The sequence below is a fragment of the Pseudoalteromonas shioyasakiensis genome, assembly GCF_022398475.1.
Taxonomy (GTDB): domain Bacteria; phylum Pseudomonadota; class Gammaproteobacteria; order Enterobacterales; family Alteromonadaceae; genus Pseudoalteromonas.
In genome coordinates this window covers 1-13732 of record NZ_JAKEVM010000027.1, presented here as the reverse complement: position 1 = coordinate 13732, position 13732 = coordinate 1, and the positions used below count along the sequence as shown (strand labels likewise).

Annotated in this window: 13 protein-coding genes; 6 read left to right on the top strand and 7 right to left on the bottom strand. The window is 41.2% G+C overall.

Features of this window, described 5'->3' with window-relative positions; translation table 11 throughout:
* The first annotated feature begins 183 nt into the window (after positions 1–183).
* Both fadR and L1D51_RS07305 read left to right on the top strand, forming a co-directional pair.
* Positions 184–897: a fatty acid metabolism transcriptional regulator FadR gene (gene fadR, locus L1D51_RS07310; RefSeq protein ID WP_054561887.1), complete on the top strand. Its 714-nt coding sequence runs from the start codon at positions 184–186 to the stop codon at positions 895–897.
* 284 nt (positions 898–1181) lie between these two features.
* Positions 1182–1787, top strand: coding sequence for a peroxiredoxin C (locus L1D51_RS07305; RefSeq protein WP_054561886.1), 606 nt, complete (start codon positions 1182–1184; stop codon positions 1785–1787).
* A 68-nt stretch (positions 1788–1855) separates the two neighbouring features.
* On the opposite strand, the gene L1D51_RS07300 is transcribed toward L1D51_RS07305, so the two are convergent.
* Together L1D51_RS07300 and smpB are read right to left on the bottom strand one after the other, a co-directional pair.
* Positions 1856–4381, bottom strand: coding sequence for a TonB-dependent receptor (locus tag L1D51_RS07300; RefSeq protein ID WP_235575475.1), 2526 nt, complete (start codon positions 4379–4381; stop codon positions 1856–1858).
* Between the two features lie 265 nt (positions 4382–4646).
* Positions 4647–5126, bottom strand: coding sequence for an SsrA-binding protein SmpB (gene smpB, locus L1D51_RS07295; protein ID WP_054551727.1), 480 nt, complete (start codon positions 5124–5126; stop codon positions 4647–4649).
* 133 nt (positions 5127–5259) lie between these two features.
* Between smpB and L1D51_RS07290 the strand changes: the two genes are divergently transcribed.
* Together L1D51_RS07290 and L1D51_RS07285 are read left to right on the top strand one after the other, a co-directional pair.
* Positions 5260–5700 carry a type II toxin-antitoxin system RatA family toxin gene (locus tag L1D51_RS07290; RefSeq protein ID WP_054561884.1) on the top strand — a complete coding sequence of 147 codons (441 nt, stop codon included), beginning with the start codon at positions 5260–5262 and terminating at the stop codon, positions 5698–5700.
* Entirely contained in the window at positions 5697–6023 is a 327-nt protein-coding gene (locus L1D51_RS07285; protein ID WP_239963324.1) for an RnfH family protein, read from the top strand. The genes L1D51_RS07290 and L1D51_RS07285 overlap by 4 nt, the downstream gene beginning before the upstream one ends.
* 41 nt (positions 6024–6064) lie before the next feature.
* Here L1D51_RS07285 and L1D51_RS07280 read toward each other — a convergent pair whose 3' ends face one another.
* The gene (locus L1D51_RS07280; protein WP_054551724.1) at positions 6065–6427 is read right to left on the bottom strand and encodes an outer membrane protein assembly factor BamE; all 363 of its coding nucleotides are present in this window, start codon (positions 6425–6427) and stop codon (positions 6065–6067) included.
* A 117-nt stretch (positions 6428–6544) separates the two neighbouring features.
* Here L1D51_RS07280 and L1D51_RS07275 point away from each other — a divergent pair, with 117 nt between their 5' ends.
* On the top strand, positions 6545–6862 hold the full coding sequence (locus L1D51_RS07275; protein ID WP_239963323.1) for a GIY-YIG nuclease family protein: 318 nt from the start codon (positions 6545–6547) through the stop codon (positions 6860–6862).
* On the opposite strand, the gene L1D51_RS07270 is transcribed toward L1D51_RS07275, so the two are convergent.
* The 4 genes from L1D51_RS07270 to ilvC form a co-directional block, all read right to left on the bottom strand.
* On the bottom strand, positions 6863–7774 hold the full coding sequence (locus L1D51_RS07270; RefSeq protein ID WP_239963322.1) for a M20/M25/M40 family metallo-hydrolase: 912 nt from the start codon (positions 7772–7774) through the stop codon (positions 6863–6865).
* A complete protein-coding gene (locus tag L1D51_RS07265) occupies positions 7716–8900 on the bottom strand; it encodes a tetratricopeptide repeat protein (protein WP_239963321.1) in 1185 nt (394 codons plus the stop codon). The genes L1D51_RS07270 and L1D51_RS07265 overlap by 59 nt, the downstream gene beginning before the upstream one ends.
* Before the next feature lie 84 nt (positions 8901–8984).
* Positions 8985–10898, bottom strand: a complete 1914-nt coding sequence (locus tag L1D51_RS07260; RefSeq protein ID WP_239963320.1) for a methyl-accepting chemotaxis protein — start codon at positions 10896–10898, stop codon at positions 8985–8987.
* A gap of 144 nt (positions 10899–11042) precedes the next feature.
* Positions 11043–12515 (bottom strand): ketol-acid reductoisomerase, encoded by a 1473-nt coding sequence (gene ilvC / locus L1D51_RS07255; RefSeq protein WP_239963319.1) that lies wholly within the window; start codon positions 12513–12515, stop codon positions 11043–11045.
* Positions 12516–12661: 146 nt separating this feature from the next.
* Between ilvC and ilvY the strand changes: the two genes are divergently transcribed.
* Positions 12662–13564, top strand: coding sequence for an HTH-type transcriptional activator IlvY (ilvY, locus tag L1D51_RS07250; RefSeq protein ID WP_239963318.1), 903 nt, complete (start codon positions 12662–12664; stop codon positions 13562–13564).
* The last annotated feature ends 168 nt before the right edge of the window (positions 13565–13732 follow it).

Below are 13732 nucleotides of genomic sequence, written 5' to 3'. Positions count from 1 at the left end.
AATATACCGAAAGTATTGTTATTTGGTGTACTTTTAATCCAAAAGGTCATTTATTTATCGAGATTTTACAGATTTTTATGCACTGCGGAGTTAGTTTACTTGTTAGTTGCTGATCATCTGGTACAATCAGTGAGTTGAACACCAAATGCGGTAAAAGTAGTTGCTAACTCAAGTGGAAATTGGATGAGAATTTTTAAAGCGAAAAGCCCAGCAGGTTTTGCTGAAGAATACATTGTTGAATCTATTTGGAATGGTGACTTTCCGCCTGGCTCAATTCTTCCTGCTGAACGTGAATTGTCAGAGCTGATTGGTGTAACACGTACAACCTTACGTGAAGTACTTCAGCGTCTAGCCCGTGATGGCTGGCTAACGATTCAACACGGTAAACCTACCCGTGTAAATAACTTCTGGGAAACCTCGGGTCTTAACATTTTAGAGACGCTAGCACGTCTTGATGAAGACAAAATGCCAGAGCTTACAGACCAATTACTTTCTGCTCGCACTAATATCAGCGCAATTTATACCCGTGCGGCTATTAAACTTGCCCCAGAGCGTGTAATTGAAATTTTATCGCAAAGTGAAGAACTTGAAGACAGTGCTCAAGCATTTGCTGATTACGATTATAAAGTTCACCATGAATTAGCAGTAGCAGGTAATAATCGTATCTATGTGCTTATCTTAAATGGTTTTAAAGGTTTCTACTCAAAAATTGGCTGCCATTACTTCTCTGATTCACGTACTCGTGAATTAGCGCGTCAGTTTTATAAAGACCTAACAGAGCTTGCTGAGCGTCGTGAGCATGACGGTGCGATTTCTATGATGCGTAAATATGGTCATCAAACAGGTGAAATCTGGCAGCAAATCCGTGGTGATATGCCAGAAGATATCATGGACTAAGCGTCTGTATTGATATTCATTTAAGAACCCAGCTAAAAGCTGGGTTTTTTGTGTTCTATGGGTCAATTTGCACACTAATATAGAGTTATCTCAATCCACGTTTATAGCGAATCAATTTTTCCGATTAAGCATATCGTTTTTTTCGATTGTTCATTTGTCTGTAACCTCATTAAACTATCTTGCAAATTATCAATACTTACTCTTGGTTTTTGATTTTTAGTAACCATATCTAAGTGAGTATTGCATAGGCAATTGGAAATAAACTCAAATATTTGGAGATAAAAATGGGTGTATTAGTTGGCCGTCAGGCACCAGACTTTACTGCAGCAGCTGTTCTTGGTAACGGTGAAATCGTTGAAAACTTCAACCTAAAAGAAACTATCAAAGGTAAAAAAGCAGTTATCTTCTTTTACCCGTTAGACTTCACTTTCGTTTGTCCTTCAGAGCTAATCGCTTTCGACAAGCGTTTTGAAGAGTTCCAAAAGCGTGGCGTTGAAGTAATCGGTGTTTCTATCGATTCACAATTCTCACACAATGCATGGCGTAACACTGCCGTTGCTGACGGTGGTATTGGTCAAGTTAAATATGCACTAGTTGCAGACGTTAAACACGAAATCTGTCAAGCATACGACGTTGAGCACCCAGAAGCAGGTGTTGCTTTCCGTGGTTCTTTCCTAATCGACGAAGAAGGTAACGTACGTCACCAAGTAGTTAACGACCTTCCACTAGGCCGTAACATCGACGAAATGATCCGCATGGTTGACGCGCTAGCGTTCCACAGCGAGCACGGTGAAGTATGTCCAGCTGGTTGGACTGAAGGTAAAAAAGGTATGGACGCAAGCCCTGCAGGTGTTGCTAAATTCCTTTCTGAAAACGAAGGTGACCTATAATCTAGGCCTTAGTTAAAGAATTAAAAAACCCGCCAATTGGCGGGTTTTTGTTTTTAAGCTCAACGAGATTAGTTAAAGCGCATTGTTAGCTTAGTATAGAAATAACGACCACGTGGGTTATGTACGCTTGATACATAGCCATATAAGTCGCCATCACCATCACCGATTGCAAACGGAGGATCTTCATCAAACACGTTATTCACACCCACAGAAAGTTTGATTTTCTCTGAGAAGTTATACGCAGTTTGTAAATCAACTAGCGTTTGTGAATCAACCATACGTGATGTGTTGCTATCAAAGTCTAGATTACCGTCAAAGTCGATATCTGGCGTATCTTCAAACTCGCCAGTGTAACTAACGTTTACATTAGTATTGAAGTCACCCATTTCCCAGTTTGTTGAGAAAATCCAACGGTTTTCAGGGTAACGGTACTCGCCAGTGTAATCGCGGCCATCTTTCTTAAATTCGTTTTGGTAAGCCCATTCTAAATTGAATTTTAAGAAGCCATAATCGTTCATCGCATGCGTGTAGTTAGCCGATACATCGACACCAGATACCTCTTGTGATGAAACGTTTTCAAAGGTGCTGTAAACTTTTTGGATTACACCTAAACTCTGACCATTTTGTGGTGCTAAACGCACACACACAGTGCTGTTTTGGTCATTACAGTTGTTATCGTAAATAGGGCCGAACTCTTGCTCGTCAATCTTATTATCTTGTGTAATGCTCCATACATCGATTCCAAAACCAAATTCAGCGGTAGGTGCCCAAATGAAACCCACATTCCATGACTCTGATTCTTCAGCTTCAAGGTTCGGGTTACCCGCAAATTGGATATTGTAATCAAGCGCATTACAGTCAAGTCCAGTTGCCTGACAACGGTAAGTATCTACAAAGAACTGACTCTCTTCAGATGGACCTAAACCAATTTGTGCCAGTGAAGGCGCGCGGAAACCTTGAGCCCATGAGCCACGCACAGTGATTGAATCAGTTGGTGCCCAGCGAACAGCTACTTTAGGGTTTGTTGTTGAGCCAAAATCACTGTAGTCATCGTATCGACCCGCTAATTGCAGCTCTAGGTTGTCTGCTAACGGAATTGAAAACTCAATGTAAGCTGCGTATTGGTCGCGTTCAGCAGCGGCTGAGACAGATTCAGTACCAAAGATTAAACCACGTTGGAATTGGTCGTCTGGAATATCGCTTACATCTTCTTCACGGTATTCAATACCAGCAGCCATCATCACCACATCATCGCCAAAGCTGAATGCTTCACCACTGATATTTGCATCAAATGAAGTCATATGAGACTCACCACGGCGCACTAAGCTTGTCGTGATACGGTCAATCACTGCTTGGTCATTATAGGTGCCACCAAATGGGTTATAGTTACCAGCATCGATTTCTTGTTGTAAGAAATCAGTGCGCACCCAACCTTGGCTTCTGTCACCGGTTTGCATTGATTTACTGCGACCTTTTTGAACTGCTGCTTCCCAGCTCCAGTCACTGATCTCACCTTTTAGGCCTGCAACAAAACGCAGCGTATCTGATTCAATATCCCATTGGCGAGGGCCGGCATCTACCGTTCTGTAGCGACCAATTTCGATATCTTGGCCAAACGGGTTGTTAGGATGGCTTGCTGGCACGGTAAGGCCTGCGTCTTCATCAAGAGGCGTTGGTGCACCTGCAGCTTGCGACGTATTATGTTGTACTGCAACCTCTAAGAAAGCTGAAATACCATTGTCGAAGTTATATTCAAATTGTGAGATAGCACCGACACGCTCAGATGCTGGAGTTACGTAACCATATGGGCCGTAGTCAAATAAGCAGCTGCCACTTGCAGTTGCATTTTCTGCCGGACAGGCCGGATCAATGGTTTTTTCACCATCTACATAGAAGTAGCCTGGGAAGCCACGAGATGAGCGAAAATCCATACCACCGTATGGTTCTTGGTTTGCTGTGCCTAGGCGGCCCATTTCATCAGAAGAGAGCGCGGTATTGTTAAAATAATCAATAATAATTGATGCGCTGCTTTTCTCTGTACTGGTACCCCAAACTAGGCTTGCTGTTTTTTCTTCGTAGTTAGGACCGTCAGTGCCACCATATCCAAGGTTTACCTCTAGGCCGTTAATATCTTTTTTTAAGATAATATTAACTACACCTGCAACTGCATCAGAACCATAAATAGCTGATGCGCCATCCTTTAAAATATCGATACGCTCAATCGCAGAGACAGGGATTGAGTTGATATCAACAAACGAATTAGTAATGCTTTCAGCAAAAGCGCTAATAGATACACGACGGCCATTAATAAGTACCAATGTTGCGTCTGAGCCTAAGCCTCGAAGGCTGACTGCTGCAGCACCATTAGCTGTAGAGTCTTGGTTATTACCGCGAGTAGAGAAAGTACCATTACCTGCAACTGGCATACGTTCTAATAGTTGTTGTAGGTTGTCGTAGCCCATGTTATCGATGTCTGCACGACTGATTGATTGAACCGGTGATGGCCCTTCAATATCTGAGCGCTTAATGCGAGAACCTGTAACTTCAATACGCTCGACCTTTTCAGCTCCGTCTGACTCTGCAGCAGCTGACATAAAACTTGTGCCTGCTAATGCTGCAACTGTAAATGCATAGAGAGGTCGTTGTATAAAGCGATGGGTGTTCTTCATATATTTCAATCCTTGTATAATTGTGAAAGTGTTGTGAATTAATCACGACAAAGATTGATATCATGTAAATGCAGGAGATTGAAATAGCAAAAAAGTATGGGTTTATTAAGGGGTTAAGGTTCTTAAGTAGGGAAAGTCAGGACTGGTAAGGGGTACGAGCCTACCAGAAAGGTTAGGCTCATTTCATAAATTAAGCTTTATGTTTCATCAGGCGTTCTTTTTCACGCGCCCAATCTTTATTTTTTCCGTCTTCACGTTTGTCGTGCATCTTTTTACCTTTAGCAAGGTGGAACTCCAACTTCACCCAGCATTTTTTCCAGTACATTGCAGTCGCGATTAATGAAAAACCTTCGCGTTCTGTAGCACCGATAAGACGATCGATTTCACGCTTATTTAAAAGTAACTTACGATACCTTAAAGGATCGCAAATTACGTGAGTAGAAGCACTGTTGAGAGGCTGAATTTGACTGCCAAGTAAAAATGCTTCGCCGTTTTTAATGTGAATATAAGTCTCAGAGATGTTTACTTTACCAGCTCGGATACTTTTTACTTCCCAGCCCTGTAGTTCAACCCCTGCTTCGAACTTATCGTGTAAAAAATACTCATGACGCGCTTTTTTGTTAAGCGCGATGGTATTACTTGTCGATTTAGATGATTTTTTCTTAGCCATAGTGGCTCATATTATACGGAAAAACAGCGTTTTTACATCGCTTTTTTAAGGCTTTGCAGATATTTTCGTGTTACTAAAATTTGGGGAAATAGCCAAAGCTTGCTAAAATTCGCCGACAAAGTTGGGAGTGAATATGCCGCAAATAGAAAAAAGTGCGCTGGTAATGTACAGCAGCAAAGAAATGTTTGATTTAGTGAATGATGTTGATGCTTATCCAGAGTTTTTACCACATTGCTCAGATGCTAAAATCGTCACACAACAAGCCAGTGGCATGACGGCCAGTTTAGAGATCTCAAAAGCGGGTTTAAAAAAGTGGTTCACTACCGAAAATACCTTCATAGATGAGCAAACTGTTGCACTACGCTTAGTCGATGGCCCATTTAAAAAGCTGCAAGGTAAATGGCATTTTTTACCGCTGGACGATAAAGCATGTAAAGTTCAGCTTCACCTTGAGTTTGAATTTGCTAGTAAACTTATTGAGATGGCTTTCGGAAAAGTATTTAACGAAGTCGCTAAGAACATGGTTAATGCATTTACACAACGTGCTAAAACTGTATATGGAGTTCGCCCATGATCACTGTTGAAGTGGTTTTTGCTTTACCAACAACGGCAACCAGTTTGCTGGTAGAAGTACCAGTAAGTACTACAGCTGAGCAAGCGGTGATTAAGTCAGGTATTATTGATAAGTGCCCAGAAATAGACGCAAATAACCTAACGCTTGGGATTTGGAATCGTACTTGTAAACTGCATCAAGAAGTAAAAGATGGCGATCGCATAGAAATCTATCGACCGCTTATTGCTGATCCAAAGGATGCACGCAGACGCCGGGCTGAAAAAGCCAAAGAAGAGGGCCGAGCCAACAAAGTGACGGGCGGTCGCCCTTTAAATAAAGCATAAAAAAGGGTAGCTTAGGCTACCCTTAATAATTTGCGCTGCTATTACTCTTGTTCAAGCGGCGTATTAAATTCGCTAGGTTGTTCATAGTCTCCCGACAACGAAACAAGCTTATCGTTTTCAAAGTTAATAGTGAGTGACTTTCGTTGCTCGTTGCTACGACCAAGGTTGAATACGTACAGGTAGTGCCAGGTATTTTTATCAAATGAGTCTTCAGCTACTGGCTTGCCTAGTACATACAGTACTTGCTCGCGAGTCATATTTACACGAAGCTTATCTACATCTGATTGCTCTAGGAAGTTACCTTGAGGAATGTTGATTCGGTAAACCCAGCTTGAACACCCTGCTGTAGCACTTAAAGTAAGGGTAAGTACTAACCAAAAAGAAAAAGTTTTAAACGACTGCATTATTTGTTTGAATCCTTATTTTTTATACACTGCATGATACCGATTAGTCACAGAAGGTAAAACCCTTTTCAGTAATTGTTTTTACTGAAATGCGATTAACAATCACGAGGCACAGATTTGACCACAGCAAACCCAGAAAGTTTACAGCAGCTTATAAAAAACAACGAAAACTCAGAGGCTCTGTGGCATTTGTATATAGTGCAGACACGTTTAGGTCATTGGTACACTGGGATCAGCACTAACGTTGAAAAGCGCTTTATTCAGCATCAAGCGGGAAAAGGGGCTAAAAACCTCAAAGGCAAAGGGCCTTTAACACTTATCTATCAACAGCAGGTAGGTAATCGTAGTGAAGCAACTAAACTTGAAATAAGCGTAAAAAAGCTCAGCAAAGCACAAAAAAGGCAGTTTGTTTTAACCTCTGAACTACCCAAATAACTAACTTGGAAGCTTTTCAATAAATAGGGCTATTTTCGCCATGGCATATTCGAACAATGTAAAGTCGATGTGCGCCGCCGTGTCGGTGCTTTGATGATGATGTTTATCGTGTCCGATGCCAAAATAAATGTATGGGATCCCGGCTTTAGCGAATGAATAATGGTCACTTGCTCTGCGCCAATCAACTTTGAGATCAAATAATCGATTCAGCCTCGCTGACGAGCTAGTTGCCATAAAGGTTAGATGCTCATCAGATAGGGTTTTAATGTCAGTTTGATATTGCGCTAATGATTTCTTATCTAAAAACGCATAGATACGCGGTTTTCGTGGGTTTACAACGAGCATATCTAAATTAATATTAAGTTTGATTTCGTCTTTATTAAGTGTCGATACCAAGTACTCGCTACCATGTAGGCCATTTTCTTCTGCATCGGTTGCAACAAAAACTAATTGATAGGGCTGGGGGCTTTGTGCAAAGTGTTTAGCTAAATAAAGTAAAGCGGCAACGCCGCTGGCATTGTCATTAGCACCAGGATAAAGCCGACTGCCTTTTTGCCCTAGGTGATCATAGTGGGCAGTAAAAATAACTTTTTTACAGTTTTCACAGCGGCTATTTTGGGACGCAATAATGTTCCGTCCTGTAGCCTTGCCAAAGAATCCTGATTGATAAGTAAAACCTTGTTCATTAACCGAATAGCCAAGTGCTACAAAGCGCTCTACTATGAAGTCGGCGGCTAATTTCGCGCCCTCGGTATTCGTTTTTCGTCCTGCAAATTGAGCCGATGTTAGCGTTATGATGTCGTGTTCTAAGTCTGTATTGGCAAATGCTTGCCCAATGCTTATCAGTACAGCACTAGCGGTAATCAATAAGCTTTGCAGTATGCGAGCGAAGCGCTTGTAATTTACTCTCATAACGCTGTTTATCATGATCAAAGTCTGCTTTATTGTTAGCCATAGTTAAATACTTTTTAGCCAGCTTTAAGTCACCCAATTGATAGTAGGTTCTCGCTAAACCAAAATCAGTATCATGCAGGGTTGGATTTAAGTCACGGGCTTTTTTGTAGTGCTTTATAGCATCTTGATAACGGGCGGTTGTATAGGCGTCATTTCCTAAAGAAATATGGTAATAAGGGTTTGCTTGGCGCTTTTTATCAAGCTTGGCTAATATAGCTTGACCTTGCTCTTTACGATCGGTCAGGTTATAGAGTCTTGCTAAATTGCCTAATGCGGTATTGTTGTCTGGATCTAAACGAATCGCGTATTGGTAGGCTGTTTCAGCACTTTGATAGTCACTCGTTAATCTGAATAACACGCCAAGGTTGCCCCATGCACCTGAGTAGTTGCTATCAATATCAACTGCTGCTTTGTAGTAGCTAAAAGCAGTATCATAATCATGTTTTAGCATCGCAGCTGCGCCTTTATTGTTATAAAACATTGCTGTGATGCGGGCTTTATTGATGTTGCTGGTTTTAAACGCTTCTTGGCGGCTGTTAGGGTCAAAGTCTATCACTAAAGAGCGCTCTTCTGGGTAAATGACTTTTCTATTTACCACAAGTTTTTGAGCTTCACTTACTTTTAAGTTGATATGGCCTGTGAGTAAATTAAAGCCATTATCAAGTGCCCAATATTCTGGGATATGCACTTTTTGAAATTGTCCTGTAAGGCCAAGGTAGTCAGCAAGGCTATAGGCTAAAATCGATAACGATAAACAGTTGGCGTTTAAATTTGAGTAGGCTTGATTAGCGGTTAAGGTAGCACCAGATTGATAAGATAAAGATGCATCGCCATTTTGCAGTAGGAACTTCAGCAAACGTTTAGTGCTTTGCAATGAACGGCTGTCTTTTGGAAAAGCACTATCAAGTTGCTCTTTAACATGTTCGCTTAATGCAAAAATCTCTTGTTGAGTTTCAACTGGGGTTTGAGTAAACGTATTACTTTGCGTCAAAGCAAATGGTGGGGGAGCGGTGTTATTTTCTGTACTACTACACGCTGTTAATAAGCAAAAGCTTGAGGCTAAAACAATGCTAGGTAATTTCATCTGACCCTCTTAATTCATGGCCTAATACCATTTAAGTATAGGCCGTGAATGAAAAAGGGTCAGGGTTAACTGTTACAAAACGTGTCAGCGTTTATCAAATGTCGCAACAAGGTCATCAAGGGTTTGCGCACTGTTCGCTAAGTCTTTGATTGCTTGTTCACTGTCAATTTGTTCACGCATGACGTTATCACTAATGTCACTTATTTGCTCAATGTTACGACCCACATCTGCCACAACATTACTTTGCTCTTCGGTCGCAGTTGCTATTAAGGTTGCCATATCGTTTATTTCATTGGCAGCATCGTTAATGGCATTAAGTAATTCAACAGAGCTCTGCATTGCATCAACGCTTAATTGAGCTTGCGATTTCGAGTGATTGATGTGATTAACCACTAAATCAGAGGTACTGGTAAGTTCACTGATCATAGTTTGAATTTCAGTTGTTGATTGTGAAGTGCGATTTGCAAGCGCTCTTACTTCATCAGCTACAACAGCAAAGCCTCGGCCGTGCTCACCCGCACGAGCAGATTCAATCGCTGCGTTGAGTGCTAACAAGTTGGTTTGTTCAGAAATACCCCTGATAGAGTCAACAATACTGGCGATAGCTTGCGTTTTATTTGCCAGCTCGTTTACTTGCTCGGTGATATTATCGATATCACATGCCAGCTCTATTATCGCTTCTTTACTTTGCGTTACCTGAGTATGGCTTTGTTCAGTGTTCTGCTTACTATTCTCAGTGAGCTTAGCCGTGTTCGCTGCGCTTGAGGCAATTTCTTGCACTGTCGCACCCATTTCATTAATTGCCGCAGCAACAGAGATTGTTTGCTCTTTTTGATTATCAAGTGCTACTGAGTTCTTTTGTGCTTGCTGAAACACATGATCAGCGCTTTGTCTGATTTCACTACTCTCTTGAGCTACTTGGCTAATTGCAGTTTCAATCTTAGAGATAAATTGGTTAAAGCCAGCAGATAAGTTAGCAAGTTCTGGCTGCTCAGAGTCAGGAAGTCTATATGCTAAGTTAGCATCACCAGAGCCTAAACGGGTGAATAACTCAGCCATTTTCGACAGCGGCGATGAAAGCGTGCGTGCAAGCACTAAACCAGCAAAACTCGCGATCAGCGCAATCACTATTGCAAAGCTGATGATTTGCCATTGTAAAACCTGAATACTCGAAAACACTTCATGCTTAGGCACTTGGGCTATGACAAATAAATCGGTATTTTTAATAGGGCTTGCTGCCACTAAGGTTGCTTCACCATTAAGCTCAATCTCTTGTAAATTGAAGTCGCTTTGCGTAAGCAGAGTACGCGTGATTCCCGTTTTATAAACGTCATCCAATTTAGCTTTAGCGACCTTATTTTCGTCTTTATGTAACTGTATGAGGCCGTTTTTATCGGCAACAAATACAAAACCGGTTTCTTCGATTTGGAAGCGCTGCAGCATAGCCTGCATATCGTCAATGCTTTTAGCAAGGCCTGCTAAACCAATGCCGTTGGTTTGCTGGTGGTTTACAAACATTTTCACATCAGTCGGTGATTCTTGATAGATACTGATAGAAAAAGGCTGTGCGGTGTTTGTAAACGCAAAAAACCAACCATCTTGTTCTTGTGTTAAAACGCGCAAGAAACCGTCTTGGTTCCAATATTGTGCAGTTTCACGATTAGCCCACGAGGCGGTTGCTAAATCGTATTGCTTAACAAGGCGGTTAAGTTCTTTTAGCAGTGTTTTATCATCAGTATTGCCTGAACGCGCCCACTCTAATACAAACTCGTTACTAGAGAGTTGCTCAGCTGCACTGATCATTTGATTTATATCGTGAGTAATATAGTTATCAATTGCTTGAAGTTTGCTAGGTAGCTCAGATTCTATCATTCGTTTTTCGATGATTTGTTTTGCACTGTATATCGCTGTTGCGCCGATTAACGCAGCAACAATGAGAGCTATAGAACTGCCAAGCAGTGTAATTTTTTTAGTAATGGTGAGTTGATTTAACGCCATGAAAGTGTCTTAGTTTACAACATTTAAGTCAGTAATTTTAGCATACACTTTACAGATGACGAATCAATGTAGGGACAAAAAAAAAGCCCAAAGCATATAAGCAATTGGGCTTGGTTTCTAACAAGCGAAACTTACTTTCCAGGGTTAAACAATTTTCTTCATTGCTGACATGTAACCACGTAGCTTGCTACCAATGATTTCAACCGGGTGCTCGCGTAGTGCTTTATTCACGGCAATCAAGGTTTGGTTATCAACTTGGTTGCTTGCACTATCAAGACCTTTACCAATCACATCTGTATCGATGCCTTTCATAAAGTCTTGTAGCAGCGGTAAACACGCGTGGTTGTATAAGTAACAGCCATACTCTGCAGTATCTGAAATAGTTCGGTTCATTTCGAAAAGCTTCTTACGAGCAATGGTGTTTGCGATAAGCGGCGTTTCGTGTAGTGATTCATAGTAAGCAGATTCAGCGATGATACCTGCGGCAGTCATGGTTTCGAAAGCAAGCTCAACACCTGCTTTAACCATGGCAACCATTAAAATACCTTGATCGAAGAATGCTTGCTCGCTGATCTCTTGGTCGGTATTTTGTTGCTTTTCGAATGCAGTTTCGGCAGTTTCTGCGCGCCATGCTAGTAATTTTGCGTCATCTTCAGCCCAGTCAGCCATCATACCGCGAGAGAATTCGCCGCTGATGATATCGTCCATATGCTTGTTATAAAGTGGACGCATAATTGTTTTAAGATCTTCACTTAATTCAAATGCTTTCACTTTTGCTGGGTTTGATAAGCGGTCAAGCATGTTAGTTACGCCACCATACTTAAGTGCTTCAGTGATCACTTCCCAACCGTATTGGATTAGTTTTGATGCGTAACTTGCATCAATGCCTTTTTCGACCATTTTATCGAAGCAAAGTAGTGAGCCTGTTTGTAACATGCCACATAGAATCGTTTGCTCACCCATTAAGTCAGATTTAACTTCTGCAATGAATGATGATTTTAATACACCCGCACGATGACCGCCGGTACCTGCTGCATACGCTTTAGCTTGCGCTAAACCATGTCCTTGAGGGTCGTTTTCTGGATGAACCGCAATTAATGTTGGTACACCAAAGCCACGTTTGTATTCTTCACGTACTTCTGAACCAGGGCACTTAGGTGCAACCATGATTACTGTTAAGTCTTCACGGATTTGCATGCCTTCTTCAACAATGTTGAAGCCGTGTGAATAAGCAAGTGTTGCACCTTGTTTCATTAACGGCATGATGGCAGTTACAACAGCCGTATGTTGTTTATCAGGCGTTAGGTTTAATACTACATCTGCTGTTGGGATAAGCTCTTCATAAGTGCCTACAGTAAAACCATTTTCAGATGCGTTTAAGAAAGATTGACGACGCTCAGCAATAGCTGACTCACGAAGAGTATAAGAAACATCTAAACCTGAATCACGTAAATTTAAACCTTGGTTAAGGCCTTGTGCGCCACAACCGACAATAACGAGTTTTTTCCCTTTTAAAGCGTCTACACCATCAGCAAACTCTGCTGGGTCCATAAATTCACACTGCGCTAATTGCGCTAACTGCTCTCTTAAAGGAAGAGTATTAAAATAATTCGCCATTGTTAGTGTCCTATAAATACAATTTTGTTAGAAAATCAAAGAACCGACGTGGTGTTCTTTGTATGTATTAACACTATGCAATTTTTTACCTTGCGTAAAATGATATATTTGAATTAAAGTATTTCATAAAATGAAATGGTGGCGATATGGATCACAAACATCTTAATTACTTTTTGGCGTTAGCTAAGACGCTGCACTTTGCTAGGGCCAGTGAGCTTTGTCATATCAGTGCGCCAACATTGAGCCGCAACATCAAGCAACTTGAAGAAGAAGTTGGGGTAGTGCTGTTTAATCGGGATAATCGCACCGTCAAATTAACTCGCGAGGGTGAGTCATTTATTGAGTACGCCAATGCGACGCTGGCTAACTGGCACCGTTTTAAGGCTAACGTACAAGAGCCGCAACAGCATGTTTATGGCAATGTCAGTATTTATTGCTCAGTAACCGCCTCATATAGCTTTTTACACCAAATACTCGAGCAACTGCGAATGCAACATCCATATATTGAAATTACCCTCAATACCGGTGATCCTGCTCTTGCCATAAACCGTGTTTTAGATGGCCATGAAGATATGGCTATTGCTGCAAAACCCTTAAAGTTACCTGGGCAAATAGCCTTTACCAGCGTTGGTTACTCACCATTAGTACTGATAGCACCAAAAATAGCATGCCCGATCAGTGAAAAGCTTTCTGCCAGTGAACAAATTGATTGGTCAGATTTAGAATTTATTGTTGCTGAGCAGGGGTTATCAAGGCAACGTCTTGAGCAGTGGTGGCGTAAAAAGAATATTCATGGCCGTATATATGCGCAGGTTGCAGGTCATGAAGCTATGGTTTCTATGGTGAGCTTAGGCTTAGGTATTGCCATGGTGCCAAAAATTGTACTGGATAACAGCCCGCTCAAAGATAAAGTACAAATAGTGAGTGATGCAGAGCAGACTATTGCAGGATTTGAAATTGGTCTAGCTGTTTTAAATAAAGAGCGCCATGATCCGGCACTCAACGCAATTTGGAGTATTGCTCAATCGCTTACTCAGCAAGCAATCTAGCTTAAGATCTAGTCAATAACACTTTATTGTTAAATATATTATGTTGATACAAATGACTTAATTTAAATTAATCATTTAGTATTGTTTTTTGTAAAAAATATTCGTGGTTTTTGCTGGTTTTACGTTTGTAAAATCCTTTTTCATTGATTTTTTTAATGGGGTTGATAC